28 protein-coding genes are annotated in these 23,422 nt (G+C 70.1%); 16 read left to right on the top strand and 12 right to left on the bottom strand.

Going from position 1 to position 23,422, the window contains the following annotated elements; genetic code table 11:
- Positions 1-74: 74 nt before the first annotated feature.
- On the top strand, positions 75-587 hold the full coding sequence (locus QZV94_RS25085; RefSeq protein ID WP_367253855.1) for an endonuclease domain-containing protein: 513 nt from the start codon (positions 75-77) through the stop codon (positions 585-587).
- Here QZV94_RS25085 and QZV94_RS03420 read toward each other — a convergent pair.
- Genes QZV94_RS03420 through ftsE form a run of 4 tightly spaced genes read right to left on the bottom strand, consistent with a single transcriptional unit; the run spans position 529 to position 3,454 of the window.
- The gene (locus tag QZV94_RS03420; protein ID WP_293676399.1) at positions 529-1,233 is read right to left on the bottom strand and encodes a 1-acyl-sn-glycerol-3-phosphate acyltransferase; all 705 of its coding nucleotides are present in this window, start codon (positions 1,231-1,233) and stop codon (positions 529-531) included. The genes QZV94_RS25085 and QZV94_RS03420 overlap by 59 nt on opposite strands.
- Entirely contained in the window at positions 1,230-1,874 is a 645-nt protein-coding gene (locus tag QZV94_RS03415) for a YdcF family protein (protein ID WP_293676398.1), read from the bottom strand. The genes QZV94_RS03420 and QZV94_RS03415 overlap by 4 nt, the downstream gene beginning before the upstream one ends.
- 1 nt (position 1,875) lies before the next feature.
- Positions 1,876-2,766 carry an FtsX-like permease family protein gene (locus tag QZV94_RS03410; protein WP_293676397.1) on the bottom strand — a complete coding sequence of 297 codons (891 nt, stop codon included), beginning with the start codon at positions 2,764-2,766 and terminating at the stop codon, positions 1,876-1,878.
- On the bottom strand, positions 2,759-3,454 hold the full coding sequence (gene ftsE / locus QZV94_RS03405) for a cell division ATP-binding protein FtsE (RefSeq protein ID WP_293676423.1): 696 nt from the start codon (positions 3,452-3,454) through the stop codon (positions 2,759-2,761). Before ftsE ends, QZV94_RS03410 begins: the two co-directional genes overlap by 8 nt.
- A 150-nt stretch (positions 3,455-3,604) precedes the next feature.
- On the opposite strand from ftsE, the gene QZV94_RS03400 reads away from it, so the two are divergent.
- Genes QZV94_RS03400 through QZV94_RS03390 form a run of 3 tightly spaced genes read left to right on the top strand, consistent with a single transcriptional unit; the run spans position 3,605 to position 5,428 of the window.
- A complete protein-coding gene (locus tag QZV94_RS03400; protein ID WP_293676396.1) occupies positions 3,605-4,444 on the top strand; it encodes an MJ0042-type zinc finger domain-containing protein in 840 nt (279 codons plus the stop codon).
- Positions 4,437-4,964 carry a phosphoribosyltransferase gene (locus tag QZV94_RS03395; protein ID WP_293676395.1) on the top strand — a complete coding sequence of 176 codons (528 nt, stop codon included), beginning with the start codon at positions 4,437-4,439 and terminating at the stop codon, positions 4,962-4,964. Before QZV94_RS03400 ends, QZV94_RS03395 begins: the two co-directional genes overlap by 8 nt.
- The gene (locus QZV94_RS03390) at positions 4,961-5,428 is read left to right on the top strand and encodes a GNAT family N-acetyltransferase (RefSeq protein WP_293676394.1); all 468 of its coding nucleotides are present in this window, start codon (positions 4,961-4,963) and stop codon (positions 5,426-5,428) included. The genes QZV94_RS03395 and QZV94_RS03390 overlap by 4 nt, the downstream gene beginning before the upstream one ends.
- On the opposite strand, the gene lysA is transcribed toward QZV94_RS03390, so the two are convergent.
- The 3 genes from lysA to argH are packed head-to-tail and all read right to left on the bottom strand — an operon-like array spanning position 5,423 to position 8,417.
- Complete coding sequence (lysA, locus tag QZV94_RS03385) at positions 5,423-6,703, bottom strand: diaminopimelate decarboxylase (RefSeq protein WP_293676393.1); 1,281 nt, start codon at positions 6,701-6,703, stop codon at positions 5,423-5,425. The genes QZV94_RS03390 and lysA overlap by 6 nt on opposite strands.
- Positions 6,700-6,987, bottom strand: a complete 288-nt coding sequence (locus QZV94_RS03380) for a hypothetical protein (protein WP_293676392.1) — start codon at positions 6,985-6,987, stop codon at positions 6,700-6,702. The genes lysA and QZV94_RS03380 overlap by 4 nt, the downstream gene beginning before the upstream one ends.
- Positions 6,984-8,417 carry an argininosuccinate lyase gene (gene argH, locus QZV94_RS03375; RefSeq protein ID WP_293676391.1) on the bottom strand — a complete coding sequence of 478 codons (1,434 nt, stop codon included), beginning with the start codon at positions 8,415-8,417 and terminating at the stop codon, positions 6,984-6,986. The genes QZV94_RS03380 and argH overlap by 4 nt, the downstream gene beginning before the upstream one ends.
- On the opposite strand from argH, the gene QZV94_RS03370 reads away from it, so the two are divergent.
- Positions 8,418-9,038 (top strand): TlpA disulfide reductase family protein, encoded by a 621-nt coding sequence (locus tag QZV94_RS03370; protein ID WP_293676390.1) that lies wholly within the window; start codon positions 8,418-8,420, stop codon positions 9,036-9,038.
- A 62-nt stretch (positions 9,039-9,100) separates the two neighbouring features.
- Here QZV94_RS03370 and QZV94_RS03365 read toward each other — a convergent pair whose 3' ends face one another.
- On the bottom strand, positions 9,101-9,523 hold the full coding sequence (locus QZV94_RS03365) for a helix-turn-helix transcriptional regulator (RefSeq protein ID WP_293676389.1): 423 nt from the start codon (positions 9,521-9,523) through the stop codon (positions 9,101-9,103).
- Between the two features lie 210 nt (positions 9,524-9,733).
- Here QZV94_RS03365 and QZV94_RS03360 point away from each other — a divergent pair, with 210 nt between their 5' ends.
- Both QZV94_RS03360 and QZV94_RS03355 read left to right on the top strand, forming a co-directional pair.
- Positions 9,734-9,985 (top strand): hypothetical protein, encoded by a 252-nt coding sequence (locus QZV94_RS03360; RefSeq protein ID WP_293676388.1) that lies wholly within the window; start codon positions 9,734-9,736, stop codon positions 9,983-9,985.
- A 45-nt stretch (positions 9,986-10,030) separates the two neighbouring features.
- Positions 10,031-11,485 carry a carotenoid oxygenase family protein gene (locus tag QZV94_RS03355; protein ID WP_293676387.1) on the top strand — a complete coding sequence of 485 codons (1,455 nt, stop codon included), beginning with the start codon at positions 10,031-10,033 and terminating at the stop codon, positions 11,483-11,485.
- A gap of 69 nt (positions 11,486-11,554) precedes the next feature.
- On the opposite strand, the gene QZV94_RS03350 is transcribed toward QZV94_RS03355, so the two are convergent.
- Complete coding sequence (locus QZV94_RS03350; protein ID WP_293676386.1) at positions 11,555-12,076, bottom strand: hemerythrin domain-containing protein; 522 nt, start codon at positions 12,074-12,076, stop codon at positions 11,555-11,557.
- Positions 12,077-12,098: 22 nt separating this feature from the next.
- The gene (locus QZV94_RS03345) at positions 12,099-12,419 is read right to left on the bottom strand and encodes a plasmid stabilization protein (RefSeq protein WP_293676385.1); all 321 of its coding nucleotides are present in this window, start codon (positions 12,417-12,419) and stop codon (positions 12,099-12,101) included.
- Positions 12,420-12,476: 57 nt separating this feature from the next.
- Between QZV94_RS03345 and QZV94_RS03340 the strand changes: the two genes are divergently transcribed.
- The 3 genes from QZV94_RS03340 to QZV94_RS03330 all read left to right on the top strand — a co-directional run bounded on the left by QZV94_RS03340 (position 12,477) and on the right by QZV94_RS03330 (position 14,661).
- Positions 12,477-13,199: a Crp/Fnr family transcriptional regulator gene (locus QZV94_RS03340; RefSeq protein WP_293676384.1), complete on the top strand. Its 723-nt coding sequence runs from the start codon at positions 12,477-12,479 to the stop codon at positions 13,197-13,199.
- A gap of 83 nt (positions 13,200-13,282) precedes the next feature.
- Positions 13,283-14,077, top strand: coding sequence for a hypothetical protein (locus QZV94_RS03335; RefSeq protein ID WP_293676383.1), 795 nt, complete (start codon positions 13,283-13,285; stop codon positions 14,075-14,077).
- A complete protein-coding gene (locus QZV94_RS03330; RefSeq protein ID WP_293676382.1) occupies positions 14,074-14,661 on the top strand; it encodes an N-acetyltransferase in 588 nt (195 codons plus the stop codon). Before QZV94_RS03335 ends, QZV94_RS03330 begins: the two co-directional genes overlap by 4 nt.
- Before the next feature lie 96 nt (positions 14,662-14,757).
- On the opposite strand, the gene QZV94_RS03325 is transcribed toward QZV94_RS03330, so the two are convergent.
- A complete protein-coding gene (locus QZV94_RS03325; RefSeq protein WP_293676381.1) occupies positions 14,758-16,422 on the bottom strand; it encodes a SpoIIE family protein phosphatase in 1,665 nt (554 codons plus the stop codon).
- Between the two features lie 145 nt (positions 16,423-16,567).
- Here QZV94_RS03325 and QZV94_RS03320 point away from each other — a divergent pair, with 145 nt between their 5' ends.
- From QZV94_RS03320 to QZV94_RS03305, 4 genes are read left to right on the top strand one after another with little or no spacing between them, the layout of a single operon-like run.
- Positions 16,568-19,126 carry a hypothetical protein gene (locus QZV94_RS03320; protein WP_293676380.1) on the top strand — a complete coding sequence of 853 codons (2,559 nt, stop codon included), beginning with the start codon at positions 16,568-16,570 and terminating at the stop codon, positions 19,124-19,126.
- On the top strand, positions 19,116-20,318 hold the full coding sequence (locus QZV94_RS03315; protein ID WP_293676379.1) for a hypothetical protein: 1,203 nt from the start codon (positions 19,116-19,118) through the stop codon (positions 20,316-20,318). The genes QZV94_RS03320 and QZV94_RS03315 overlap by 11 nt, the downstream gene beginning before the upstream one ends.
- The gene (locus QZV94_RS03310) at positions 20,315-20,698 is read left to right on the top strand and encodes a hypothetical protein (RefSeq protein ID WP_293676378.1); all 384 of its coding nucleotides are present in this window, start codon (positions 20,315-20,317) and stop codon (positions 20,696-20,698) included. Before QZV94_RS03315 ends, QZV94_RS03310 begins: the two co-directional genes overlap by 4 nt.
- Positions 20,695-21,948 (top strand): hypothetical protein, encoded by a 1,254-nt coding sequence (locus tag QZV94_RS03305; protein WP_293676377.1) that lies wholly within the window; start codon positions 20,695-20,697, stop codon positions 21,946-21,948. Before QZV94_RS03310 ends, QZV94_RS03305 begins: the two co-directional genes overlap by 4 nt.
- Here the strand turns inward: QZV94_RS03305 and QZV94_RS03300 are convergent.
- On the bottom strand, positions 21,931-22,263 hold the full coding sequence (locus tag QZV94_RS03300) for an STAS domain-containing protein (RefSeq protein WP_293676376.1): 333 nt from the start codon (positions 22,261-22,263) through the stop codon (positions 21,931-21,933). The two genes, QZV94_RS03305 and QZV94_RS03300, sit on opposite strands and share 18 nt — an antisense overlap.
- Before the next feature lie 94 nt (positions 22,264-22,357).
- Between QZV94_RS03300 and QZV94_RS03295 the strand changes: the two genes are divergently transcribed.
- On the top strand, positions 22,358-22,789 hold the full coding sequence (locus QZV94_RS03295; RefSeq protein WP_293676375.1) for an ATP-binding protein: 432 nt from the start codon (positions 22,358-22,360) through the stop codon (positions 22,787-22,789).
- Positions 22,790-22,865: 76 nt separating this feature from the next.
- A complete protein-coding gene (locus tag QZV94_RS03290) occupies positions 22,866-23,291 on the top strand; it encodes an SET domain-containing protein-lysine N-methyltransferase (RefSeq protein ID WP_293676374.1) in 426 nt (141 codons plus the stop codon).
- The last annotated feature ends 131 nt before the right edge of the window (positions 23,292-23,422 follow it).

Raw genomic sequence — 23,422 nt, 5'->3', positions numbered from 1 at the left:
GGTGGGGAAGTTGGGGTCGGAGCGCGGCAAAAGGTAGATTTGTATTTCGAACAAAACAGGAACATAGTCTGGCGATGAGACCAGAGATCGTTCGAGCGCGGGAATTTCGCACCCACATGAGCGAGCCGGAAGTCGCGCTGTGGAGCCGCCTGAAACGCCTGCGCGATCGGGGCTTCCGCTTTCGTCGCCAGGCGCCATTCCGCGGCTACTATCTGGACTTCGTCTGCTACACCCGGCGGGTCGTGATCGAGGTGGACGGCGGACAGCATGCCGACGACCCGCAATCCGAGCACGACTTCGTACGCGACCGGGTGTTGGTGAGGCATGGCTTCCGCGTCTTGCGTTTCTGGGCCAGTGACGTACGAGGCGATCTCGGCGGGGTGATGGACCACATCCTATTGGTCTTGGACGCGTCGCGATCGACCCGCGACGGCCAGGAAGCGGGTGATGGAAGTGGGGCACGGCGCTCCGGCCCCACTGCCCCACCCTACCGCTTCGCGGTCTGTCCCTCCCCATTAAGGGAGGGAATTAGAGCCCCATCAGCTCCGTGGACTTTGTCTCGATCCGCTCCTCCAGGACGCGCATGAATTCGGCGCGTTTCAGGCCGGGTGGGATGGGTTCGAGGTATTCGAAGACGATGAGGCCGGGGCGGCGGATGAAGCCGTGGGCAGGCCAATGGACGCCGGCGTTGGTTGCGACCGGGGAGACCGCGACGTCGAGTTCGCGGTAGAGAGCGGCAATGCCGGGCTTGTAGTCGGGCGGCGCGCCGGGCGCCTTGCGGGTGCCTTCCGGGAAGATCACCACCTGCGCCCCGCTCTTGAACAGCTCGATGCCCTCGCGGATCACCTGGCGCATGGTGGTTGCGCCGCCATCACGGTCGATGACGATGGCTCCGGCCTTCCTGGCGTACCAGCCGAACCAGGGGATCCGCGCGAGTTCCTGCTTCATCACGAAGGCCGAGCGCGGCAGGTAGGTAAACTGGGCGAAGACATCCAGCATGCACTGGTGCTTGGGGGCGACCAGGGCCGGACCGGTGGGGATGAACTGGCGCCCGCGCACTTCCACGCGGATGCCGCAGATCCGCAGCATGCCTATTACGCCCCGACCCCAAAAATGAAACATCGCCAGGGTCACGCGGCGTGGGCCCAGCAGGGTCGGCGTGCCGATGATCGCGACCGCCGCGGTCCAGAGGTAGAACAGGGCCACGTAGGTCAGGGAGCGCAGGACGATCACGAGGTCGCCTCTTGTTGCAGGCTCTTCTGCTGAGCCACCGGGGCGGCGCGGGGACCCAACCCCAGCACGCCCTCGCGGACGAGGATTGCCAGGTACTTGCAATATTCCACCACCATCAGCCGTGCCGCGCCGGGGCGCCGCCACCAGTCGCGGGCCTTCAGGGCCGGCGTGGCCACGGGGTAGGCCTGGGCCGTGATGCCCGTGCCGCGCAGCACCGCGTTCAGCTCCAGCATGGCGCGGGGCATGTGGAAGTCGGCGGTAACGACGATCAGGCGATCGTAGCGCATGGCCTGGGCCCAGGCGGTGGTCTCGCGTGCGTTTCCGACCGTATCGGCTGCGGTGAACCCCAGGTCCACGCAGCAGTCGTACAGCCGGCGCACGGCGCGGGAGAGGTCGCGGATATCGTCACGGGTGGCGACCGGATTGACCCCGGAGACGAGGACGCGGCGGCCGTAGCCATCCTCCAGCAGGCTTACGGCCTCGGAAATGCGCGTGCTGGAGCCGGCCCCGGTGAGCGCCACGATGCCCTGAGCCGGCGCCGGCAAGGGCGCCGGGGTCTGGTCGCGCACGCGGGCGGCGAAGGCCAGGAGGCCGCTGAACCAGATCAGCGCCACGACCAGGAAGGCGGCGACGGACTTCATCTCAGAGGTCTCTTATCAGCCTCCGGGCGGTCACGCGCGCGGCGACCGCGGCGACGAGGGCGGCGATCAGCGGGCAGGGCAGGACGGCCGCCAGGTCCAGCCAGGCGACCGGCAGCGCCGGTGTGATTCCCTCCCCGCCGCCGATCATACGCAGGGTCGCGCCGACCATCGCCGCCGCGAGCGCGCCGATGGCGCCGGCGACCGCGGCCACGCGCGCAAATCGCAGCTCGAAGAGGTTGGCGATCTGGCCGTCCTCGGCGCCGGTGAGATGCAGCACCTCGACCACGTCGCGGCGCGCCGCCAGGCCCGCGCGGGTGGCGAAGGCGACCATGGCGGCCGCAGCCAGCGCGATCAGCATGAAGATGGCCGCGCCGGTCGCCCGCACGACCGACGCCGCGCCGCGGATGTCCTTGATCCAGACTTGGTGGTCGTCGACCACGGCGTCGACTCCCTCGCCTTTCAGCGCGCGGTCCAAGCTGCCGGCCGTGGCTGGGCCGCCGCGGTCAAGGGTGACGGCCACCAGGCGCGGAACCGGAAGGTCCTCCAGGTCGGTGACGTCGCCCAACCAGGGCCTGATCAGTTCGTAGGCCTTTTCCTTCTCCAGGGCCCGGGCCTCGGCGACGCCGGGCACGCCGGCCAGCACCTCGGCCGCGCGGGCGGCCGCCGCATCCGGGGTCTCGCCGCCGCGCGCGCGGACGATCACCGTAGCCTCGCCGCGGAGCTGCCCGGCCCAGCCGTGGGCGGCGCGGTCGCCCGCAATGACGCCCAGCCCGGTCAGGCAGGCCAGGAAGCAGAGCACCGCGATCACGAAGATCAGCGCCGGGTCGCGCGCATCCTGCTCCGGGAGGAAGGCTGCGGGGCGCCACTTTGCGGGGTCGAAGCTCTCAGACACTGGCCGACCCACTGGCTTGCGGGCCCTGGGGCGGGAGGGGTCTCAGGCGGCCCTTGTCGAGGTAGAGCACCGGGCGGCCGGCGCGGGCGATCAGATCCTGGTCGTGGGTGGCGATAATCACCGTCGTTCCAAGCCGGTTGAGCTCCACGAACAGGCGGTAGATGCGCAGCGCCATCTCGTGGTCGACGTTGCCCGTAGGCTCGTCGGCCAGCAGGATCTCCGGGCGGTTGACGACGGCGCGGGCGATCGCGAGGCGCTGTTTCTCGCCGCCGGCCAGGGTGGGCGGCATGGCGTGCATGCGGTTCTTCAGCCCGACCCACGCCAGCAGTTCGGTGACGTCTGCGCGATATTCCGCCGGTTTGTGGCCCGCCACGCGCAGCGGCAGGGCGGCGTTGTCGAAGGCCGACAGGTGGTCCAGGAGCAGCAGGTCCTGGAAGACGACGCCGATCCGGCGGCGCGTCCGCGGCAGGTCCTTGGCGTCCATCCGCGCCACGTCCTCGCCGAACAGCCGCACCGTCCCCGAGGAGGGCTGGGCTGCAAGGTAGATCAGTTTCAGGAGCGAGCTCTTGCCCGCCCCGGACGGCCCGGTGATGAAGTGGAAAGAGCCGCGTGGCAAAGATAGCGATATGTCGCTCAGCACATCCGGTCCGCGTCCGTACCGCATGGATACGTCCGAGAGACGCAGGATCTCGCCCGCGGTCGTGTCCCCGGTGTCGGGTCGCCCGATGTCGGGGCGTCCGGTGTCGGGGCGCCCGGTGTCGTCGTTGGCGTTTCTGGACATGGGGGCCGAAATCGGCGACCTCGGAGGTGAGGGTGCTGGAGCGTCCGATTCGGCCTCATGATACTGACCTGCCCAGAGTGCGCCACCAGCTATTTCGTCGACGACGACCGCATTCCGGCGGCCGGCCGTTCGGTGAAGTGCTCCAGCTGCGGCAACCGCTGGCGGGCCCTGCCGGAGAGCGCCGAGGAAGCCGAATCCGAGCCTGTCGAGCCCGCCCCCTCCGCTGAGCTCGCCGAGCCGCTGCCGGCCCCGGAGCCCGGGGACACGACGCTGGCGGCTGGCTCGGACGACCTGGAGTTTGTCCCCGCGGCGGCATCGCCCAAACCTAAGAACGAACCCAAGACCAAGGGCGGTTCGCGGCGCCTTGCGATCGGGGTGACGGTCCTGGGACTGCTGGCTGTCAGCCTGAGCGCGGTCGTGGCGCTGCGCCAGCAGGTGGCGGGTCTGATCCCGGCCACGGCGCCGCTGTTCGCCGCCATCGGCCTGCCGGTGAACACGCTGGGGCTGACGTTCGAGGGTGTGGCGTGGAAGCCGACGTTCCTGGCCGGGCGGCCGGTGATGGCGGTGACGGGCGCCATCCGCAATGTGAGCAAGGCGCCGATCGACGCGCCGGCGGTGCGGGTCAGCCTGCTGGGCGACGAGAAGGCTGTGCTGGCCGTGTACGACCTGAGTGTGACGAACGCCCGGGTGCCCCCCGGCGGCGTGCGCTACTTCGCCTGGAACCTGCCCGATCCGCCGCTCGGGGCGGACAATCTCGAGATCGGCTTCAATCGTACCGCCAAGGGGCATGGCGCGGACGCCCATGCGCCCCAGGCCGCCGAGAGCCATGACCCCGCGCCGGTCGAGGCCCAGGCCCTGCCCCCCGGCTCGCCTGACGCCCTGCCGCACCATGAGTGAGCCGCAACCCACCGTCCTGATCTCGGAGGCCGAGGTGGCGGCCCTGGTGGAGGCGGTGGCCGAGCGCATCGCGCCGCGGATCGACGACGAGACGGTGGCGGTATGCCTGCTGACCGGCGGCCTATGGTTCGCCGCCGACCTGACGCGCGCGCTGGCCAGGAGGGGCCGGATGGTGCGCTTCGACGCCCTGTGGCTGGCCTCCTACAAGGACGAGCGCCAGTCCAGCGGGCGGTGCGAGGTGCGCGCGGATCTGCAGCGTCCGGTGGCCGGCCGCAAGGCGCTGGTGGTGGACGACGTGTTCGACACCGGCCTGTCGCTCTCGGAGGCCGCGCGGCTGGTCCGCGACGCCGGGGCCAGCGAGGTGCTCACCGCGGTGTTCGCGTCGAAGCCCTGGCCGACTGAGCGCGCCATCGCCCCTGACTTCGTGGCCTGGGAGGCGCCGGGGCGGTTCCTGGTTGGCTACGGCATGGACGTGGCCGGCAAGATGCGCGGCCTGCCGTACGTGGGCGCCATGGATTGAGCGCGCTCGAGATTCGGCCGGACGACCTCTCCGGGGAGGCGACGCGCGAGCTCGTGGCGCTGCATCTCGCCGGAATGCACGAGAACACGCCGGCCGGCCACGTGTTCGCGCTCGACCTGTCGGGGTTGACGGCGCCGGGCGTGACCTTGTGGAGCGCCTGGCGTGGCGGGGCGATCGCCGGGATCGGGGCGCTGAAGGACCTCGGGGACGGCGGCGCGGGCGAGATCAAGTCCATGCGCACCCACCCGGACCACCTGCGGCAAGGCGTGGGCGCGACGATCCTCGAACACATCATCGGTGAGGCGCGGCGGCGCGGGATGGCGCGGCTCAGCCTGGAGACCGGCCGCGGGCCGTCGTTCGAGCCGGCGCTGGCGCTCTATCGGGCGCGGGGGTTCGTGAGTGGCGGGCTGTTCGGCGACTACGAAGCCAGCGACTTCAGCCAGTTCATGCACATCGACCTATAGCCACGGCGCGGGCGCCTCCCTGGCCAGCATGTCGTCGTAGGTGGGTCTCGGCCGGACCACGGCGAACTGGTCGCCCTTCACGAGCACCTCGGGGACCAGGAGGCGGGAGTTGTACTCGCTGGACATGGCCGCGCCATAGGCGCCGGCGGTCATGAAGGCCACGAGGTCGCCGGCCTCCAGCGGCGGCAGGACGCGATCGCGGGTGAAGGTGTCGCCGGTCTCGCAGATCGGGCCCACCACATCATAGGGGAGCGGCTCGCCCGGCCGCGGCTTGACCGGGCGGATGTCGTGGTAGGCGTCGTACATGGCCGGGCGGAGCAGGTCGTTCATGGCCGCGTCGATAACCAGGAAGCGGCGGCCCTCGGGCCGTTCGTGGACCAGGATCACCCGGGCGAGGAGGACGCCGGCGTTGGCGGCGATCATCCGGCCGGGCTCGAAGGCGAAGCGGATGTCCAGGCCCTGGGTCACGCGGCCGATCATGGCGGCGTAGTCGGCCGGCGTCGGCGGGGTGGGCTGGTTGAAGTAGGGCACGCCCAGGCCGCCGCCCAGGTCGAGGCGCTCGACGGTCAGGCCCTCCTTGCGGATGCGCTCGACCAGGCCGCGCATCTTGCCGAAGGCGGCCTCCATGGGGGCCAGGTCGGTGATCTGGCTGCCGATGTGGCAGGCGACGCCGACCGGGCGGACGCCGGCCATGTTGGCGGCGTTGGCGTAGAGTCGCTCGGCCTCGGACAGGGAGACGCCGAACTTGTTGTCTGCCTTGCCGGTGGAGATCTTGGCGTGGCCGCCCGCCTCGACGTCGGGGTTCACCCGGATAGCTACCTCGGCGCGGGTCCCCAACCGCTGGGCGACGCGGTTGACCAGGTGGAGCTCCGGCTCGGCCTCGACGTTGATCTCGGCCACGCCGTGGGCCAGGGCGAACGCGATTTCGCCCTCGGTCTTGCCGACGCCGGAGAAGACGATGCGCTCGCCGGGGATGCCGGCGGCCAGCGCGCGGCGGATCTCGCCTTCGGACACGGTGTCCGCGCCGGCGCCCAGGTTCCCCAGGGTGCGCAGGACCGCGACGTTGGAATTGGCCTTCACCGCGTAGGCGATCAGCGGGTCCTTCAGGCCCGCGCCGACCAGGGCGTCGCGCAGGACGGTGTAGTGCCGCTCCAGGGTGGCGGTGGAATAGACATAGACCGGCGTGCCGACCGCCTCGGCGATCCGGCTCAGCGGAACGCCCTCGCAGTAGAGTTCGCCGCCGCCCTCGCCTTCGACCAGATCGAAGTGGTTCATTGCGGATTGAGGAACGGGTCGGGCAGCGCGCCGGGCGGCGGGGGCCTGACCGCGCCGGAGCCGGGGATCGGCGCCGCGCGCGCCGGCAGGTTGTCGGTGGAGCGGTCGCGCGGGTCGACGGTCTCGACGGGGCGGGTCGGGTCCTGCGGCGGGGGCGCATCGGCGGCCCTGCCCTTGGCGCCGAACAGCGGCCCCGGACGCTCCAGGTCGCCCACCTTGCCGCAGCCGGCCAGGCCAGCTGCCAGGACCATGGCGCATCCGATGACGGTTAAGCGACGGCTCATCCCAGCAACTCCTTCCAACGTGCGACCTGCGCCCGGACCTGGTCCGGGGCGGTCCCACCATAACTCTTGCGGCTGGCGACCGATGCCTGCGGCGTGAGCACCTCGTAGACCGCCGCGGTGATGCGGTTGTCCAGCCCCTGCAGCTTGGCCAGTGGCAGGTCGCCCAGGGCGACGCCGGCGGCCTCGGCCTGCTTCACCGCCGCCCCGGTGATGTGGTGGGCGTCGCGGAACGGCAGGTCCAGCTCTCGGACCAGCCAGTCGGCGAGGTCGGTGGCGGTGGAGTAGCCGGCGCCCGCGGCCGCCGCCATCTTCTCGCGGTTGGGCTCCAGGTCACCGACCATGCCGGCCATGGCCAGGAGGCTGAGCTCCAGGGCGTCGAAGGCCTCGAAGGTGGGGACCTTGTCCTCCTGCATGTCCTTCGAATAGGTCAGCGGCAGGCCCTTCATCACCACCGTGAGCTGGGTGAACGATCCCAGGAGGCGGCCAACCTTGGCGCGCACCAACTCGGCCGCGTCGGGGTTCTTCTTCTGCGGCATGATCGACGAGCCGGTGGTGAAGGCGTCCGACAGCTTGATGAAGCCGAACTGCGGCGTCATCCAGATGACGATCTCCTCGGCAAGCCGCGACAGGTGCGTGGCGCAGATGGTGGCGGCGGCCAGGGCTTCCAGGGCGAAGTCGCGGTCCGCGACGCTGTCCAGGGAGTTGGCGGTGGGCCGCGCGAAACCGAGCGCGGCGGCGGTCATCTGCCGATCGATCGGAAACGGCGATCCCGCCAGTGCGGCCGCCCCGAGCGGGCTTTCGTTCATCCGCAGGGCGGCGTCCTGGAAGCGCGTGGCGTCGCGGCCGAACATCTCGACGTAGGCCATAAGGTGGTGGCCGAAGGTCACCGGCTGGGCCGGCTGCAGGTGGGTGAAGCCCGGCATCACCGCGTCGGCGTGGGCCTCGGCCTTGGCCAGCAGCGCCAGCTGCAGGGCCTGGACCTGGCCCAGGGACCGCTCGCAAGCCTCACGGACCCACATGCGGAAATCCAGCGCGACCTGGTCGTTGCGCGAGCGCGCGGTGTGCAGTCGTCCGGCGGCCGGGCCGATCAGCTCGCGCAGCCGGGCTTCCACATTCATGTGGATGTCCTCGAACTCTTCGCGGAACGGGAATGTCCCGGCGGCGATCTCGGCCTCGATCTGCTGCAGACCGCCCTGGATGGCGGCTGCGTCCTCGCTTGAAATGACGCCCACGCTTTGCAACATCGCCGCGTGCGCGCTGGACCCCGCGAGGTCTTGCGGCGCGAGGCGGCGGTCGAAGCCGATGGAGACATTGATCGCCTGCATCAGTTCGGCCGGCTTGCCGGAAAACCGGCCGCCCCACATAGCCTGTCCCACGGGCGCGGAACTGGGCGCGGGCCGGGCGGGCGGGTCAGAGGAGTGGTCGGTCATATGAGCGAAAGTCCAGAGGCGCCTGCGAAGCCCAGGGGAAGGCTGCTGACGTGGGCCATAGTCGGCGCCGCTGTGGTGGGCGTCGCGGGGGCTGTCTACATCATCGGCCAGTCATCCACCAAGACGGCGCCGGTGGTGGCCACGGTGCCGATCCCGAAGAGCGCTTTCGCGGACAAGCTGACGACGCCCAGCGAGCCGAGGCCGGCGCCCGACTACGCGTTCCGCGACGCGGCCGGCAAGCCGGTGAAGATCGCCGACTTCAAGGGCAAGGTCGTGGTCCTGAACGCCTGGGCCACCTGGTGCGCGCCCTGCAAGGCCGAGATGCCGACCCTCGCCAGGCTGGCGGCCGCCTACAAGGGCCAGCCTGTCGAGGTGGTGGTGGTTTCCATCGACAACCCGGAGAAGGCGGCGCAGGCGGCGCTGTTCATCGCGGCGAACGACCCGCTGAAATTCTACCACGACCCCGCGATGAAGCTTCTGTTCCGGCTGAACGGCCAGGGCGCGCCCACGACGGTGATCTATGGCAAGGACGGCCTGGAGCAAGCGCGCGTCTCCGGCGATGCCGACTGGACCAGCCCCGAGGCCCGGGCCCTGGTCGACAACGCGCTGGCGGGGCGATAGGCGGTCGGCCTCTCCTCCCCCGAAGGGTGAGGAGAGTGAAGGCTGAGGCCGGCAACCCGGAGTCAGGCCGCGACCGGTTCCCGGGCATTCGCCTCAGCAGCCTGGGCGACCAGGGTGCGAACGAGGTGGACCAGGGAGCTGCGCACCTCCGGGGCCAGCTTTTCAAAGGCCGACAGCAGTTCCAGTGCGCCCGGCGTGCGCATGCGGGTGAGCAGATCGAGGTCCTCGGCGGTCTCCTTGTCCGCCCCGTCGAACACATCCATCAGGTCGGTGACCCGGCAGCGGAGCGCGCGGCTGATCTGCACCAGCCGTGAGAAGGAGATGCGGTTCGCGCCGTTCTCATATTTCTGGATCTGCTGGAAACTGACCCCGCACTGTTCGGCCAGGGCCTCCTGCGACATCCCGATGGTCCGTCGGCGAATGCGCACCGCGGCTCCCAGTGCGATGTCCATTGGATCCGGCGCCTTGGTGGACACCTCCGACATTTTCAATCCTCCCTGCGCGGTGTTCCCCCTCCGCGCCGCAAGCCCAAGTTGTCGACTAAAGTCCTTTGTCGCGGAACCGCAAAGCTTTTTCAGCCCTCGGGCGATTTCCCGCGGGGGGCATGCTCGTCATACGAGAGCGTGCGGTTAAGGTCTTGGTGACCGAAGCAGCGCGCAACTGCCGCGGTCAGAGTTTGTGATTCCCTGAAGGCCATGCGCGTCATCCAACTGCATCCTCCGTTCGATCATGGCGCCGCGCTGCGGGTGCCGCCGGCCCATGACCGGAAGAACTGGGCGGTGCTCTGGCAATGGCTGGGTGAAGAGGCCCAGTCGGTGGCCGAGGCGACCGCCGTGCAGGTGCGCACGCCCCAGGGGCCGGTGGTCGCCCACGTCGGCGACTGGATCGTGCTGTCGCATTCCGGAAGCTTCCACGTCGCCCACACGCCACGGCCCCACGACGCCTGAGCCGGACTGCGCTAGTCTCTCGCCGCAAGTCGCGCGGAGCAGCCCATGGCCCTCGTCAACCGGGTCCCATCGACCCTCGGGGACACCGACCACCCCTACATGACCGGCGCCTGGACGCCGACCTTCGAGGAATGGGACGCGGACGACCTGACGGTGATCGGGGAGATCCCGGCCGACCTGGAGGGCGTCTATGTTCGCAACACCGAGAACCCGGTGCATGCGCCGATCGGCCTCTACCATCCCTTCGACGGGGACGGGATGATCCACGCCATGGCGTTTCGCGACGGCAAGGCCCGCTACCGCAATCGCTTCGTGCGCACCAAAGGCTTCGAGGCCGAAGCCGCCGCGGGCGCGGCGCTGTGGGCGGGCCTGGCGGAACATCCCAGCAAGTCCACCCGGCCGGGGTGGGGCGCGCAGGGGTCGCTGAAGGATTCCTCCTCGACCGACGTGGTGGTGCACGCCGGCAAGATCCTCTCGACCTTCTACCAGTGCGGCGAGGGCTACCGGCTGGACCCGCTCAGCCTGGAGACCCTCGGAGCCGAGGGCTGGGTCCCGGCGGACGGCATCTCGGCGCATCCGAAAGTCGACGAGGCGACCGGGGAGCTGCTGTTCTTCAACTACTCCAAGCAGGCGCCCTACATGCACTACGGCGTCGTCGGCCCGGACAACCGCCTGAAACACTACGTGCCGATCCCGCTGCCGGGGCCGCGGCTGCCGCACGACATGGCGTTCACGAAGAACTATTCGATCTTGAACGACCTGCCGCTGTTCTGGGACCCGGAGCTCCTGCCCAAGGGCTATCACGCCGCCCGCTTCCACCGGGATTTGCCCACCCGCTTCGCGATCATTCCACGCTACGGCCAGCCGCAGGACATCCGCTGGTTCGAGGCCAAGCCGTGCTACGTGCTGCACTGGATGAACGCCTACGAAGAGGGCGATGAGATCGTCCTGGACGGCTATTTCCAGGAGGACCCGGAGCCGCCCGCCCTGGAGGGCTTCCCGCGCAAGCTCGGCCAGATGATGGCCTATCTCGACGAGCACTCCATGAAGCCCCGGCTGTACCGCTGGCGCTTCAACCTGAGGACGGGCGAAGTGAAGGAAGGGCCGCTGGACGACCGCATCCTGGAGTTCGGGACCTTCAACCAGAAGATCGCCGGGACCAAGGGCCGCTACCTTTATTCGACCACCGCCAAGCCGGGATGGTTCCTGTTCACCGGGATCGTCAAGCACGACCTGGAGACCGGCGCATCGCAAGATCTGAGCTTCGGCGAGGGCCGCTATGGCTCCGAGGCGCCGTTCGCGCCGCGGGTGGGCGGCCGCGATGAGGACGACGGCTACCTGGTGAGCTTCATCACCGATATGGCGGCAGACCGTTCCGAGTGCATCGTGGTCGACGCCAAGGATATCGCCGCCGGGCCGGTCTGCCGGATCCTGCTGCCTCACCGCATCTCGTCGGGGACCCACGCGTGCTGGGCGGGACGCGATCTGCTGGCAGGGTGAGCAAGGAAGCCAGGCGGACTATGGCTCACCCGAAAAGGGCGGCGGCGCCGCGCCGCCGCCCTCGCCGGATCAGTTGGGCTTCTTGCCGCCCATTTCGGCCATCAGTTCTTCCTTGCGGGCCTTCATACGCTCGCCCATGGCCTCGAGGTCTTCGTCACCCTTCTTGGCCTGAGCGAAGATGCCGCCGGGCTGTTCCTCTTCCTTGACGTGGTGCTTGATGTATTCGCCCAGGACCTTGACCTTTGCGTCGTAGTACTGGTCCGCGGGCTTCATCGCCTCGATCTCGGCGATCAGCTTCTTGGCTCCGTCGTGTTCGACGTAAGCCTCGTCCAGCATGTCTTCTTCGACATCGGCGCGCTCCTCGGGGTAGAAGATCTCTTCCTCGATCGTCGTGTGGACCTTCAGCGCCAGGGCGATCTTGTTGAACAGCTCCAGCTTCTCACTGTCGTCCTCGAGCTGCTCGTATTCGTCGAACCAGCCTTCGACCTCGCGGTGATCCTTCTTCAGCAGAGTGATCGCGAGCGGGTCACGGCGGCCCGTGCGCCGGGTGCGGCGCGTCTTGGCGGACGATGATTTCTGTGTGGTGGCCATGCTGCTCTCCCAATGGGTTTGGTCAGTGTGATGCGTGGTGGTCGGCGTTGCGTTTGCGGGTTGCAGCCGCCTTCTTCGCGGAGGCGGAGCGCTCGGCGGCGGAGCGGCTGGCCGAGGCCTTGCCGCCCTTTTCGCCACCCTTCTTGGCAGCGGGGTGGCCGGTGTCTCTGCCCCGTCCCGAGCCTCCGGGCTGCTTGCCGCCGCCGTCGTCCTTGTTGACTGTGGCCCAGGCTCGGCGCTCGGCCTCCTTGTCAGAAACGCCCTTGTTTTCGTAGCTTTCGGCTATGTGATCGGCTTTGCGTTCCTGCTTGTCGGTGTATTTGGACTTATCCCCGCGCGGCATCGGAACCCTCCTTTGTACGGCGCCTCGTCCCAACGCCGCCCCGTGATCGGAGTTCCGGTGCCTGATCTGCTGTTCCGCCGCCTGCTTCGTCGCGACCCGGTCATCACCGAGGCCGAGCGCCAGGCGCTGGCGGCGGCGATCAGCCATCAGGTCACCATCGAGGCCGACGCGGAGATCGTGCGCGAGCACCAGGTGACCGACAGCGTGCACCTCCTGCTGAGCGGCTGGGCCTGCCGCTCAGCGACGCTGGGGGGCGGGCGGCGGCGCATCCAGTCGTTGCACATTGGTGGCGACTTCATCGACCTGCAGGGCTTCACCTTGAAGCGGATGGACTACTCGGCCCTGGCGCTGACGGCCTGCCGGCTGGCGGTGATCCCGCACGCCAACCTGCGCGTCATCACCGAAACGCTGCCGCATCTCACCCGGCTGCTCTGGCTCACCACGGTCATCGACGCGGCCATCCAGCGCCAGTGGCTGCTGGGCGCGGGCCAGCGCTCGGCGCTGCAGCGGCTGGCGCACCTGCTGTGCGAGGCGTTGACCCGCCTCGAGGTCGGCGGGCTGAACGACGGCAGGTGCTTCCGCCTGCCGTTGACCCAGGGCGAGCTGGGCGACACGCTCGGTATGTCCTTGGTCCATGCCAACCGGGTGGTCGGTGAACTGCGGAGCCGGGGCCTCGTGCGCTGGCGAGGCGAGCAGATCGAGATCCTTGACTGGCCAGGTCTCGTCGCGCTCGCAGAGTTCGATCCGGCCTACCTGGAACTGGAGCAGCGCGACCGCTGAGGTTGCGGCTGGCCCGCCCCGGCGTGGTCGCGTACAGACGCGAACGGGGCCGGCGCGGGCCCCACGCTGCCCCGGGGGCGTCCTTGCTTCGTCTGTTCCTGTCGGTCGACATGGTGGGGTCCACCGAGTTCAAGGCGCGGTTCACCGGCCAGAGCTCGGATGGCTGGCTGGATATCTTCCGCACCTTCTTCACCAGTTTCCCGCTGATGGTGGCCGGCCAGATCGGCTTTCAGTTCCTGGACGACGACGCCACGCCGGCCATCGACGTGTGGAAGGTGATGGGCGACGAGGTGCTGTTCGTCACCACCCCGCAGACGCCCGAGGAGCTGACGTCGACCCTGATCGCCGTGCTGCGCGCCATGTCGCTGTACGAGGCGCGGCACTTCGCCGAGATGCCGATGCGGCTGAAGGCCACCGCCTGGTTCGCCGACTTCGACGGCGCGAACATAGAGATCGAGGTGCCGGAGCTTTCCAGCGGCCAGGGGGCCTATCTCGACTACATCGGCCCCGACATCGACCTCGGCTTCCGAATCACCAAGTTCGCCAAGCCGGGGATCATGGTGCTGTCGCTGGACGTGCTGGAAGTGCTGCTGGACTCGCGCAACGCCGGCGACGCGGCGCTGTACCTGATGGGCCGTGAGCCGCTGAAGGGCGTGATGTTCGGACGGGCCTATCCGATCATCTGGATGCACGCGGCCTCGGAGAAGGTGGCCTTCCTGCCCTGGGAGATCGAGACCGACCCGCTGATCGCCGCCGCCGTCAGCGCCAAGCCGACGCCGGCCGCCGAACTGCGCAAGGTGATCGACGACATGCGGCTCTATCTGAAGAAAGTGCACGGCCGCGACCGGCCGGCGGCGAAGCTGGGAGCCAAACCATGAGCCCACCTGAGGTTCGCGTCGCCGAGGCGTCCGAGCAGGACGCGGTGCTCAACACCCTGATGCTGGCCTTCGCCTCGGACCCGTGCCTGCGCTACCTGCTGGATACGCCGGAGGCGCTCTTCGCGGGCTTCCGTCGGTTCGCGATGGCGATGGGCGGGGCCGGATTGGCGCAGGGAACGGCGTGGCTCGCCGAGGACGGGGCGGCCGCGGCGCTGTGGCTGCCGCCGGGCGTCGAATCGGACCAGGCCGCGATGCTCGCGGTGATCGGCGAACTGGCCCGGCCGGAGAAGCTGCCGGTGCTGGGCGAGGTGGGCGAGACCATGGCCGCCTACCATCCGGACGAGCCGCACTGGTACCTGGCGATGATCGGCGTCGACCCGGCGCGGCAGGGCCGCGGTCTCGGCTCGGCGATCCTCAAGCAATCCCTGCGGCGCTGCGACGAGGACGGCGTGATGGCCTACCTCGAAAGCTCGAACCCCAAGAACGTCCCGCTCTACGAACGCTACGGCTTCGAGGTCATGGGCTTCGTCCAGCCAGGCGACTTCCCCGGCATCTACCCGATGATCCGCCGGCCGGGGGGGTAGGCCCGTGCGGCCGTCGCCAGGTCCGCATCTCTCCCTCTGGCAGCAGCGGCTCGGCGTCGTTCCTGATGAGCGCGGGGCAGCGCCATCTACCGCTGATCAGGGGCCACGCCGCGCCGGCCCCTCGTACCGCACCACCAGTATGGCGATGTCGTCGGACTGGGCGGCCTCGCCGACAAACACCCTGACGTCCTCGGCCAGGCCCTGCGCCAGGCCGCGCGCGTCGATCACCGGGCGGGTGGCCGCGAGCGCGGTCTCGATGCGGCCCACGGTGAACAGGTCGTCGTCGAGGTTGGCGGCTTCGGAGACGCCGTCGGTAAACAGGACCAGGGCGTCGCCCGGCGCGAGCTGGAAGCGGCCGGTCTCGAAGGTGGTGTCGTCGAAGATGCCCAGCGCCATGCCGGGCAGCTTCGGCAGCCGCTCCAGCCGGCCATCGGCGCGGCGGACGAAGGGCGCCTCGTGGCCGCCGTCGGAGTACTGCACGTCGCCGGTCGCAAGGTCGAGGATGCCGCAGACGGCGGTGACGAACATCTGGGCGGCGTTGTCGCGGGCCAGTTCGGCGTTCACCCGGGCCATGAGTTCGCCCGTGGTCAGCGCGCCCAGCGCCGCGGCTTTGAACAGCGTGGTGGTCATGGCCATGAAAAGCGCCGCCGGCACGCCCTTGCCGGACACGTCGCCGACCACGAAGAACAGCCGGTCGCGGTCGATCAGGGCATAGTCGTAGAGGTCACCGCCCACCTGCTTGGCGGATTCCAGCAGGGCGAAGACGTCCACGTCCCGCCGGTCGGGGAACGGCGGGAAGGTCCGGGGCAGCATGCCGGCCTGGATGTCGCGTGCGGCGGACAACTCGCCCTCGACCCGCTCGCGCGCCGCGGTGGCCTGTTGCATCTCCACCAGGTAGCGCTGCAGGCGCGCGATCATCGCCGTCATGGCCTCGGCCAGGCTACCGACCTCGTCGGGACGGCTGCGGCTGATCTTGCTGAGCGCCGCGGTCTCGGTCTCGTCCGGCTGGAAGTTGCGCTGGCCGATATTGCGGGTGAAGGCCGTGAGCCGGATGAGCGGCCCGATGATGCGGTCGACCAGCAGCCAGCCCAGCGCCATGGAGAGGCCGAACATGGCCACGCCGACCGCGATCGAGGTCCTCAGTGCGTCACTCAGGCGCTCGCGGACGGTGCCCAGGGGGATGTCGGCGCCCACCACGTAGGTCCGCCCGTCGGGGGCCTTCATGGGCAGGTAGATCGAGCGGAAGGCGCCGAACTCGTCCTTGTACTCGTCGAACCTCGGCCGCCCGTCGGCGAACGTCTGGTGGAGCTTGGGGGGCGCCTCCCGGTAGTGGGCGAAGAACCGGATGCGGGTGTTGGCCTGCCACTCCCGCGGCGTGGCGCTGGTCGAGACGGTGCGGATCTCCCGTCCGAAGCGCATGTAGGTGTAGACGTACTGCAGCTCCGCGCCGTCGGCGAAGCGCGAGAGCTGGCGCTGCAGGCGGTCATACTCGTCGGTCGTGATCGAGCCCGGGCCGGTGACCCGCACGTGGTAGGCGCCGGGGGCCATTTCGGCGACCGCCAGGGCCGCGGTCTTCAGCCGCCCGTCGATGCCGGCGATGATCTCGGTGCGGTCGACCTCGTAGAGCACGGCCGAGTAGGCGCCGGCGGCGACCACGTTCAGTGTGAACAGCAGGAGCAGGAGCTGGGACTTCAAGCCGAACCGGCGACGGTGGCTCGGCTGTTCGCCTGCGAGGGGGTTTTCTCCGGTGAGCTCGTTCATCCGGCTTGCGCGCCCGCCCCAATCATCCGCGAATCCAGGCTAGTCCATAAAGCCCGCGGAGGGCGCCCACATCCTCTTCAATCGCCTCTTCAAGGTCGAGGCCGGCGAGTGGCCTAAGCTGCTGCAGTTCGGGCTGTTCGGCCTGATGCTGCAGGTGGGCCTGGGCATCGGCTTCAGCGCCGGGGACGCGGCGTTCCTGAGCAATGTGGGCCCGGGCAAGCTGCCGATCATCTTCCTGCTCACGCCGGTGGTGATGGTCGTCTACACCGCGATCTTCTCCTACCTGCAGGTGCGCTTTTCGCCGGGCCGGGTGATCGACCTGACCCTGGTGCTGCTGGGGGCGGGCGGGCTGATCGGCTGGGCGCTGCTCTCGGCGCCGCTGCCGGCGGAGTGGAAGACTTACGGCTACTATGCGCTGAAGCTGTACCTGGCCATGTGGTACATCGGCCTCTACTCGCTGTTCTGGACCTTCACCGACGCCTATTTCGACATCCAGGACGCCAAGCGGCTGTTCCCGCTGTTCGCCGCCTTCTGCGCCCTCGGCACGGCGATCGGGGCGCTGGTGGTCGGCAGCTTCGCGGCATTCATCCCGATGCCGGTCTTCCTGCTGGTCTGGGCCGGCGTGGCGGCGGCGACCCTGCCGGTGGCGCGGCTGATCCGGCGACGCTGGAAGCGGATCGCCGACAGCGACACCGACCTCGAGGACGAGGTCCGCGACGTGAAGAGCCAGCTCGTGCTGGTGATCCGCACCTTCCGCACCTCGCGCTACGCCTCGCTGCTGACCCTGGCGCTGTTCATGACCCTGCTGCTCACCAACCTGGCGGAGTTCCAGTATTCCTCGGTGCTGCAGGCCGGGCGCTCGGAGGCGGAGCTGGCGGCGCTGTTCGGCCGGCTCTACGGCGCGGCCAGCATCTTCAACCTGTTGGTCTGCCTGTTCCTGTTCAACCGGCTGGTCACGCGGCTGGGGGTGAGGAACGTCGCCCTGATCCTGCCGGTCACCTACTTCGCGGTGTTCGCGTTCTTCTTCCTCCAGGGCGGGACGGGCGCGGCGCTGGGGGCCTTCTTCGCCTACCACGGCGTGCTGACCTCGATCGACTACAACAACCAGAACCTGATGTTCAACGCCGCGCCCAGCCAGGTGAAGCGGCCGTTCCGGACCATCGTCGAGGGCATGGGCGAGCCCCTGGCCAGCCTGGTGTCCGGCGCATTCCTGCTGCTGTTCGCCAGGCAGCTGGACATCCGCGAGCTGTCGGGGATCGGGCTGTTGGCGGCCGCGGGCCTGGTGGCCGTGGTCGTGGCGCTGCGGGCCGTCTACCCGGCGGCTATGGAGGCCAACATGCGCCGCGGCTGGCTCAACTTCGGCGAGGCCGACCTGCGTACGCCGGTCTTCGACGCCGACGGCCAGGCGCTGCTGCGCGAGAAGGCGGCCGAGACGGACTCGGCCACTGCGGCGGCGGCGCGGGCCCTGCTGCACCGGCAGTCCGAGCGGCCGAGCGTCCATGACGCCATCGAGACGGATGCGTCGGACGCCACCGCCGCCTTCGCCGCCAAGCTCGCCGATCCGTCGATCTCGCAGCGCAAGTACGCCCTGCAGGCGCTGGTCAGCGTGGTCGGGCCGGGGGACATCGGCCTGGTGGCGCCGCTGATCGACAACCTCCCGCGCATGGACCGCGAGAGCCGCCAGACCATCCTGCAACTGCTGGCCCAGATCGGCGACGTCGAGGCGATCCCGCAGGTGCTGGCGGCGGCGGCGCGGCTCAGCCCCCGCGAGTTGCGGGCCGTCGAAGCGCTGATGGTCGATCTCGGCGAGGCGGCGATCCCCCGCCTGATGCAGGTGCTGAGCGCCTACCAGGCGCCGTATCGGGCGCGGGCCGTGGCGGCCCGCGCGCTGAGCGCTCTCAGCCACGCCCAATTCCTGTCGCAGCTCTCGCGGCTGGTGGACGAGGAGTTGGGCGAGACCGGCCCGCGCCTGAGTATCGCCGAGCGGCTGGAGGCCGAGCCGGAGCCCTCGCCGGCGATGTCCCTGCTGGCCCGGGCCTACCGCGAGCGGATCGCCGGCTCGGTCGATTTCACCCTGGAACTGCTGGCCCTGGGCGGCCTGGTCCCCGACTTCGACCTCCTGATCGTCTCGCTGCACTCCGCCAACCCCAAGGTGCGCGGCAACGCCATTGAGGCCATCGCCAGCGGCGTCGACAACGCCACCTACCACCGCCTGGAGCCGCTGATCGCCCGCCGGCCGGCGACGGAGGCCTTCGCGGGCGGGGGAGACGTCGCGCCGCTGTTGAAAGCGGCGATCGAGGAGGGCAATGCGCTGGAGGCCGTCGCCGCAGCCCAGGCGCTGCGGGATCACCTGCCCGCCGAGGCGCTGGCCGCGCATCTGCGCGGCGCGCTGAAGCCCGGCCTGGCGGCCGTCTACCGGGACAGCCTGGCTGCGCTCCTGTCCCTGGAGGCCGGTCCCACCGTGGTCGACCTGGCAGCCGCGCTCCGCGCCATCCCGGAGTTCGCCAGCGCCTCCCTGGAGGCGCTGGTGGTGCTGGCCGAGCGGGCGATGCCGCAGCCTTTTGGCCGCCGGCCTGTCGAGCTGGTCCTGCCCGGCCCTTCGATGTGGCTCTCGAAGGCGGACATCGACGACGTGGCGGCGCGCTATCCGGACCTGGCGCTCACCATGCTGCGGGCGCGCGACGGGCGGGCCTATGCGGCCTGAAGGGATCACGATCCAGGCCCTCCTGTGGCGCACGTTCACCCCGGCGATCGTGGTGGTGGCGATCGCGCTGGGGGCGGTGGTCTACAACCGCCTCTACGACACCATCCTGGACGGCTTCGCCCGCAAGCTGACCACCACCAGCGCGCTCACCGCCGCCCTGATCGACCCGGCCGATCATGACTGGCTGATCGCTCAGGCGCGCGCGGGCGCGCCGCCCGACGTGGTGGAGAAGGATCCGCGCTACCTCCGCAACGTGGAACCCATGCGGCGCATCCGCCGCGAGCTCGGCCTGACCTACCTCTATTCCCAGGTGATCGGCGGGACCAAGGGCGTCATCTATGTGCTCGACTCCACCCAGGGCGAGGATCACTCGCCGATCGGCACAGAGGATGAGCTGCCGGCCGACACCATGGCGGGCCTGCGCGCCGTCACCGCCCGAGGGGCGATCTACGCCTCGCCGATCCAGTACCAGGAGCAATGGGGCCTGTTGAAGACCGCCGCGGCCCCCGCCCGCGGGAGCGACGGGCGGATCGTGGCCACGGTGGGGGCCGACGTGAACATCGGCGTCATCCAGGTGGCCACCCAGAACGCGCTGTTCGCCAGCGCCCTGATCGGCGTCGGTTCGCTGCTCGCCTGCGCCCTGGTGACGCTGGCGATCATGCGCGGCGTGGCCCGGCCGATCGAGGCCCTGAAGGCCGATGCGCTGCGGATCGCGGCCGGCGACCGTAACCCGCCCGGCCGCGGCGCGGCGCCGCGCGAAGTGACCGGTCTGCGCCAGGCGCTGGCCGACCTCGCCACCGCCCTCATCGCGCGAATGCGCACCGCCTGGGGGGAGATGCTGGCGGAGGACCGGAGGCGGAATTTCGCGGTCTTGGCCGAGGTGCTGGCCGGTGAACCGGACATGGTCACCCTGGTCGACACCGAGGACCTGCTGGCGGTGTGGATCTCGCCGGAGGGGACCGACGCGGCGGCGCTGTTGCAGCGACGGGCCATGCGCGCGCTCGCCGAGCGGATCGAGGCGGAACCGGCTTTGGCCAAGGACTGGACTGCGCTAGCCGAGGGGACCGTGGTGGTGCTGGACCGCAGGGCGCGCACGGCCCGTGTGCTGGGCGAACGGCCCGTCGTGCTGACGCAGACCGCCGGGGGCGTGGAGGTCGGCCAGCGGGTGTTCTCCTGGGAGGCCGGTCGATGATCGGCGCCGAGACCGTCCGCACCCTCTTCGCGCTGAGGACCGTCGAGCCGTTCACGCGGCTGGACGACCTCGAGTTGCTGCTGATCGCCGGCCACGCGCGGCTGCGCGACTATCCGCCGGGCCGGGTGATCCTGGCGGGCGGACAGGTGGCCGAGCACCTGTTCGTGGTGATCGAAGGCGTCGCGGAGACCGCCGGCCGGGCCGCCCCGGCGGTGTTCGACGCGCCGGGGCTGCTGTTCGGCCTCGCCGCGGGGGACGACTACGTGGCGGGACCGCAGGGCCTGAGCGCCATCGTCATCGCCAAGCCGCACGTCTTCACCATCGCGCGCGAATGCCCGGAGTTCGTGGTCGGTTTGCGCGACCCGGCGGCGGCGACATGAGCCTGCGCCAGACCTTCCTGCTGTTGGTGGCCCCACTGTTCCTGCTGCTGGCCGGCATCAACGGGGCGCTGCTCTACTTCTGGGAGCGGGCGGAGGCCGCGCAGGGCCTGGAGGATCAGGCCGTCGCCGCGGCGGTGACCACGGCGGCCTTCGCGTCCGGATACGATGACCTGGCGAAGATCCTCGCCGACCCACGGCGCGATGCGGCGTTCGTGGCCGCCGGGACCAACGTCGCCGGCCTGGTGGGACTCTACGTGGTGGCCGGCGAAGGACCGCCGGTGCGCATCGCCGGGCGTGGCGGCGCAGTCGGGCCCCCCCGCCTCCCGCATCCGGTCAGGCCGACCGCTCTGCCGATCACCACGGACGCCGCGGGCCGCCACCTGGCGACCGCCGTCGCCCCGGCTTCCGGCGGCCGCTATGTGATCGCCCAGATCGACGCGGAACCGCTGTACGCCCAGGTGGCGGGCCTGGAGCGGCTGATCGCCGGCCTGGTGGCAGCCGCGGCCATCGTAGGCTTCGGTCTCGCCTGGATGGTGGCCGGCCGCATACGCGGCGAGCTCGGCCGCAACCGGGCCGCGATCGATGCGATCCAGGCGAACGGCCGGCTGGAAGGAGCGGTGGCGGAGAGCGACGCCGCGTTCGGCATCCGGGAGACCCGCGACCTGGCCCACGCGGTCCGGTTGATGAGGACCGGCGTCGACGGCCGCCTCGCCCGGGGAGCCCGCGAGCTGGCCATGCGCGACCGCAGGCGCGACGAGGCCGTTGCGGTGGCGGCGTTCCGCGAGACCGCCTTCCCGCCGCTGGCCACGCAGGCCGGGGGCGCGGACCTGGCCGTTCGGATGCTGGGGACGGCCCCGGCGGGAACATTCTACGCGCTGGCGAGCGCAGGCGGGCGCGCCGGCCTGGTGTTGGGCGAGTGCGCCGGGGCGACCCCGGCCGAGGCCCTGGCGCGGGCGCTGGCCGCGCGCCGGTTCTTCGAACGTGCGCTGCTGGACGGCGTTGCGGGGGCGCGGGTGGCGCAGGGACAGGCCGCCTTCGCGCTCAGCCGGGTGGCCTGGACGGACTGGGCCGGCGAACCGCCGGTGACGAACCTGGCCCTGCTGGATGGCGACAACGACGGCAAGGCGGCCGCCTATGTGGCGCAGGCGACCGGGCTCTCGGCCGCGGCGATCGCGGACGACCTGGCGGCGCTGCTGGCGGCGAACGGGGTCCTGGCGGTGCTGAAGGCGGCCTCAGCCCAGCCCGGCTAGGGCCGCGTCCACGTCCGGTTCGATGGCGAAGATGCTGGTGAAGCCGGAGATGTCGAACACCTCGCGCACCGAGGGCGAGAGGCCCGCAAGGACCAGCTTGTGGCCCGCCGCACGGGCCGCCTTGGCGCCCATCAGCAGGATGCGCAAGCCGGCGGAGCTGACGTAGGGCACGCCCGAGAGATCGAGCACGAGCTTGGGGGTGGCCTGCGCGCGGGCCGGCAGCACGGCCTCCAGCACCGCGGCGGTGTTGGAATCCAGGCGACCGGCGGCGGTCACCACCAGGACATCGCCGCGGGTCTCTTCACGGATGTCCATCTCACCAGACCTCGTCGCCAGACGTTGAGATATCCGGCCACCTGACTAAGCTTGTGCGGTGGCTTCCCGCAAGGTCCCGTGGCAGGCGGGCGGTATGGAATCGGACTTCTCCGGAACGCTCTCCGACGGTCGCGCGGGCCTATCTGCGCTGATGGACGCCATCGAGGCGCACCTGGAGGCCGCCGGCGCGCCCCTCACCGCGATCGCCCCGGTGTTGATCGCCCTCGACGAGGTGTTGGCCAACCTCCTGAACCACGGCGGCGAGGGCGGGACCGCACCAGCGGTGAAGGTCGATCTGCAAGTCTCCGACGGCCGGATCGCCGTCGAGGTCAGCGATGATGGCCGGGCTTTCGACCCCACCGCGGCGCCCGTCCCGGACACTACCGGCTCGGTCGAGGACAGGCCCATCGGCGGTCTGGGGATCCACCTGGTCAGGACGCTGATGGACACCGTGGCCTACGAGCACAGCGCCGGGCGCAATCACTTGCGCTTTTCGAGGACCTATTCGCCCGGGTCGGCTTCCTGACGAACCGCCGATCAGACATCTTCCGGTCGCAGAGAGTCGAGAGCCGCGGGGGCGCGGCGGTGGGACAACACACGTCATGGATGAAATCGACCAGCTTCAGGTGTGGCATACCTCCGGGCCCCACGGCCGGGGCGTCCGCACGCTTGTCGCGCGGCGGGCCGGCGAGGTGATCCACCATTTCACCGGGGTGGTCGGACCGGACCTGAAACAGCACACCCTGCAGGTGGCGCCAGGGCGGCATATCGCCGAAACCAAGGTGATCGGCTTCCTGTCGCACAGTTGCGACCCGGACTGCCGGCTGGACATGGGGCGCTCCGAACTGGTGGCGCTGCGGGACATCGCGGCGGGCGACCTCCTGACCATTGACTACGCGGCGACCGAGGACGTGCTCTTTCGGCAGTTTGCCTGCCACTGCGGCGCGGCGGCTTGCCGCCACTGGATCACCGGCCGGGCGGAGGAGCCCGACGAGGACGGCCGGACCTATCTGGCGAGCCTGGAATGAGCGTTGGGCCGGCGCCGGGCGCGGACTTCTGGTGGACCCGGCCGGACCTTAGGTTCGTGGACGGGCGGCTGCACTTGGCGGGCCATGACGTGGCCGCTCTGGCCGACGCGGTCGAGGGCCCGCTGTTCCTC

Origin of the sequence: uncultured Phenylobacterium sp. (genome assembly GCF_902826855.1) — a bacterium.
Classification (GTDB): Bacteria; Pseudomonadota; Alphaproteobacteria; order Caulobacterales; family Caulobacteraceae; genus Phenylobacterium.
The sequence above is the reverse complement of the archived record's forward strand: the minus strand, read 5'-3'. Positions and strand labels throughout refer to the sequence as shown.

Coding starts and splice junctions, on each gene's coding strand:
- argH (WP_293676391.1), bottom strand. CDS start 8,417: ATGACCGACCACTCCTCTGACCCGCCCGCCCGGCCCGCGCCCAGTTCC.
- QZV94_RS25085 (WP_367253855.1), top strand. CDS start 75: ATGAGACCAGAGATCGTTCGAGCGCGGGAATTTCGCACCCACATGAGC.
- QZV94_RS03395 (WP_293676395.1), top strand. CDS start 4,437: ATGAGTGAGCCGCAACCCACCGTCCTGATCTCGGAGGCCGAGGTGGCG.
- QZV94_RS03300 (WP_293676376.1), bottom strand. CDS start 22,263: ATGGACATCCGTGAAGAGACCCGCGGCGATGTCCTGGTGGTGACCGCC.
- QZV94_RS03325 (WP_293676381.1), bottom strand. CDS start 16,422: ATGAACGAGCTCACCGGAGAAAACCCCCTCGCAGGCGAACAGCCGAGC.
- QZV94_RS03315 (WP_293676379.1), top strand. CDS start 19,116: ATGCGGCCTGAAGGGATCACGATCCAGGCCCTCCTGTGGCGCACGTTC.
- QZV94_RS03330 (WP_293676382.1), top strand. CDS start 14,074: ATGAGCCCACCTGAGGTTCGCGTCGCCGAGGCGTCCGAGCAGGACGCG.
- QZV94_RS03360 (WP_293676388.1), top strand. CDS start 9,734: ATGCGCGTCATCCAACTGCATCCTCCGTTCGATCATGGCGCCGCGCTG.
- QZV94_RS03310 (WP_293676378.1), top strand. CDS start 20,315: ATGATCGGCGCCGAGACCGTCCGCACCCTCTTCGCGCTGAGGACCGTC.
- QZV94_RS03365 (WP_293676389.1), bottom strand. CDS start 9,523: ATGTCGGAGGTGTCCACCAAGGCGCCGGATCCAATGGACATCGCACTG.
- QZV94_RS03305 (WP_293676377.1), top strand. CDS start 20,695: ATGAGCCTGCGCCAGACCTTCCTGCTGTTGGTGGCCCCACTGTTCCTG.
- lysA (WP_293676393.1), bottom strand. CDS start 6,703: ATGAACCACTTCGATCTGGTCGAAGGCGAGGGCGGCGGCGAACTCTAC.
- QZV94_RS03345 (WP_293676385.1), bottom strand. CDS start 12,419: ATGCCGCGCGGGGATAAGTCCAAATACACCGACAAGCAGGAACGCAAA.
- QZV94_RS03400 (WP_293676396.1), top strand. CDS start 3,605: ATGATACTGACCTGCCCAGAGTGCGCCACCAGCTATTTCGTCGACGAC.
- QZV94_RS03415 (WP_293676398.1), bottom strand. CDS start 1,874: ATGAAGTCCGTCGCCGCCTTCCTGGTCGTGGCGCTGATCTGGTTCAGC.
- QZV94_RS03355 (WP_293676387.1), top strand. CDS start 10,031: ATGGCCCTCGTCAACCGGGTCCCATCGACCCTCGGGGACACCGACCAC.
- QZV94_RS03380 (WP_293676392.1), bottom strand. CDS start 6,987: ATGAGCCGTCGCTTAACCGTCATCGGATGCGCCATGGTCCTGGCAGCT.
- QZV94_RS03290 (WP_293676374.1), top strand. CDS start 22,866: ATGGATGAAATCGACCAGCTTCAGGTGTGGCATACCTCCGGGCCCCAC.
- QZV94_RS03350 (WP_293676386.1), bottom strand. CDS start 12,076: ATGGCCACCACACAGAAATCATCGTCCGCCAAGACGCGCCGCACCCGG.
- QZV94_RS03320 (WP_293676380.1), top strand. CDS start 16,568: ATGCTGCAGGTGGGCCTGGGCATCGGCTTCAGCGCCGGGGACGCGGCG.
- QZV94_RS03295 (WP_293676375.1), top strand. CDS start 22,358: ATGGAATCGGACTTCTCCGGAACGCTCTCCGACGGTCGCGCGGGCCTA.
- QZV94_RS03370 (WP_293676390.1), top strand. CDS start 8,418: ATGAGCGAAAGTCCAGAGGCGCCTGCGAAGCCCAGGGGAAGGCTGCTG.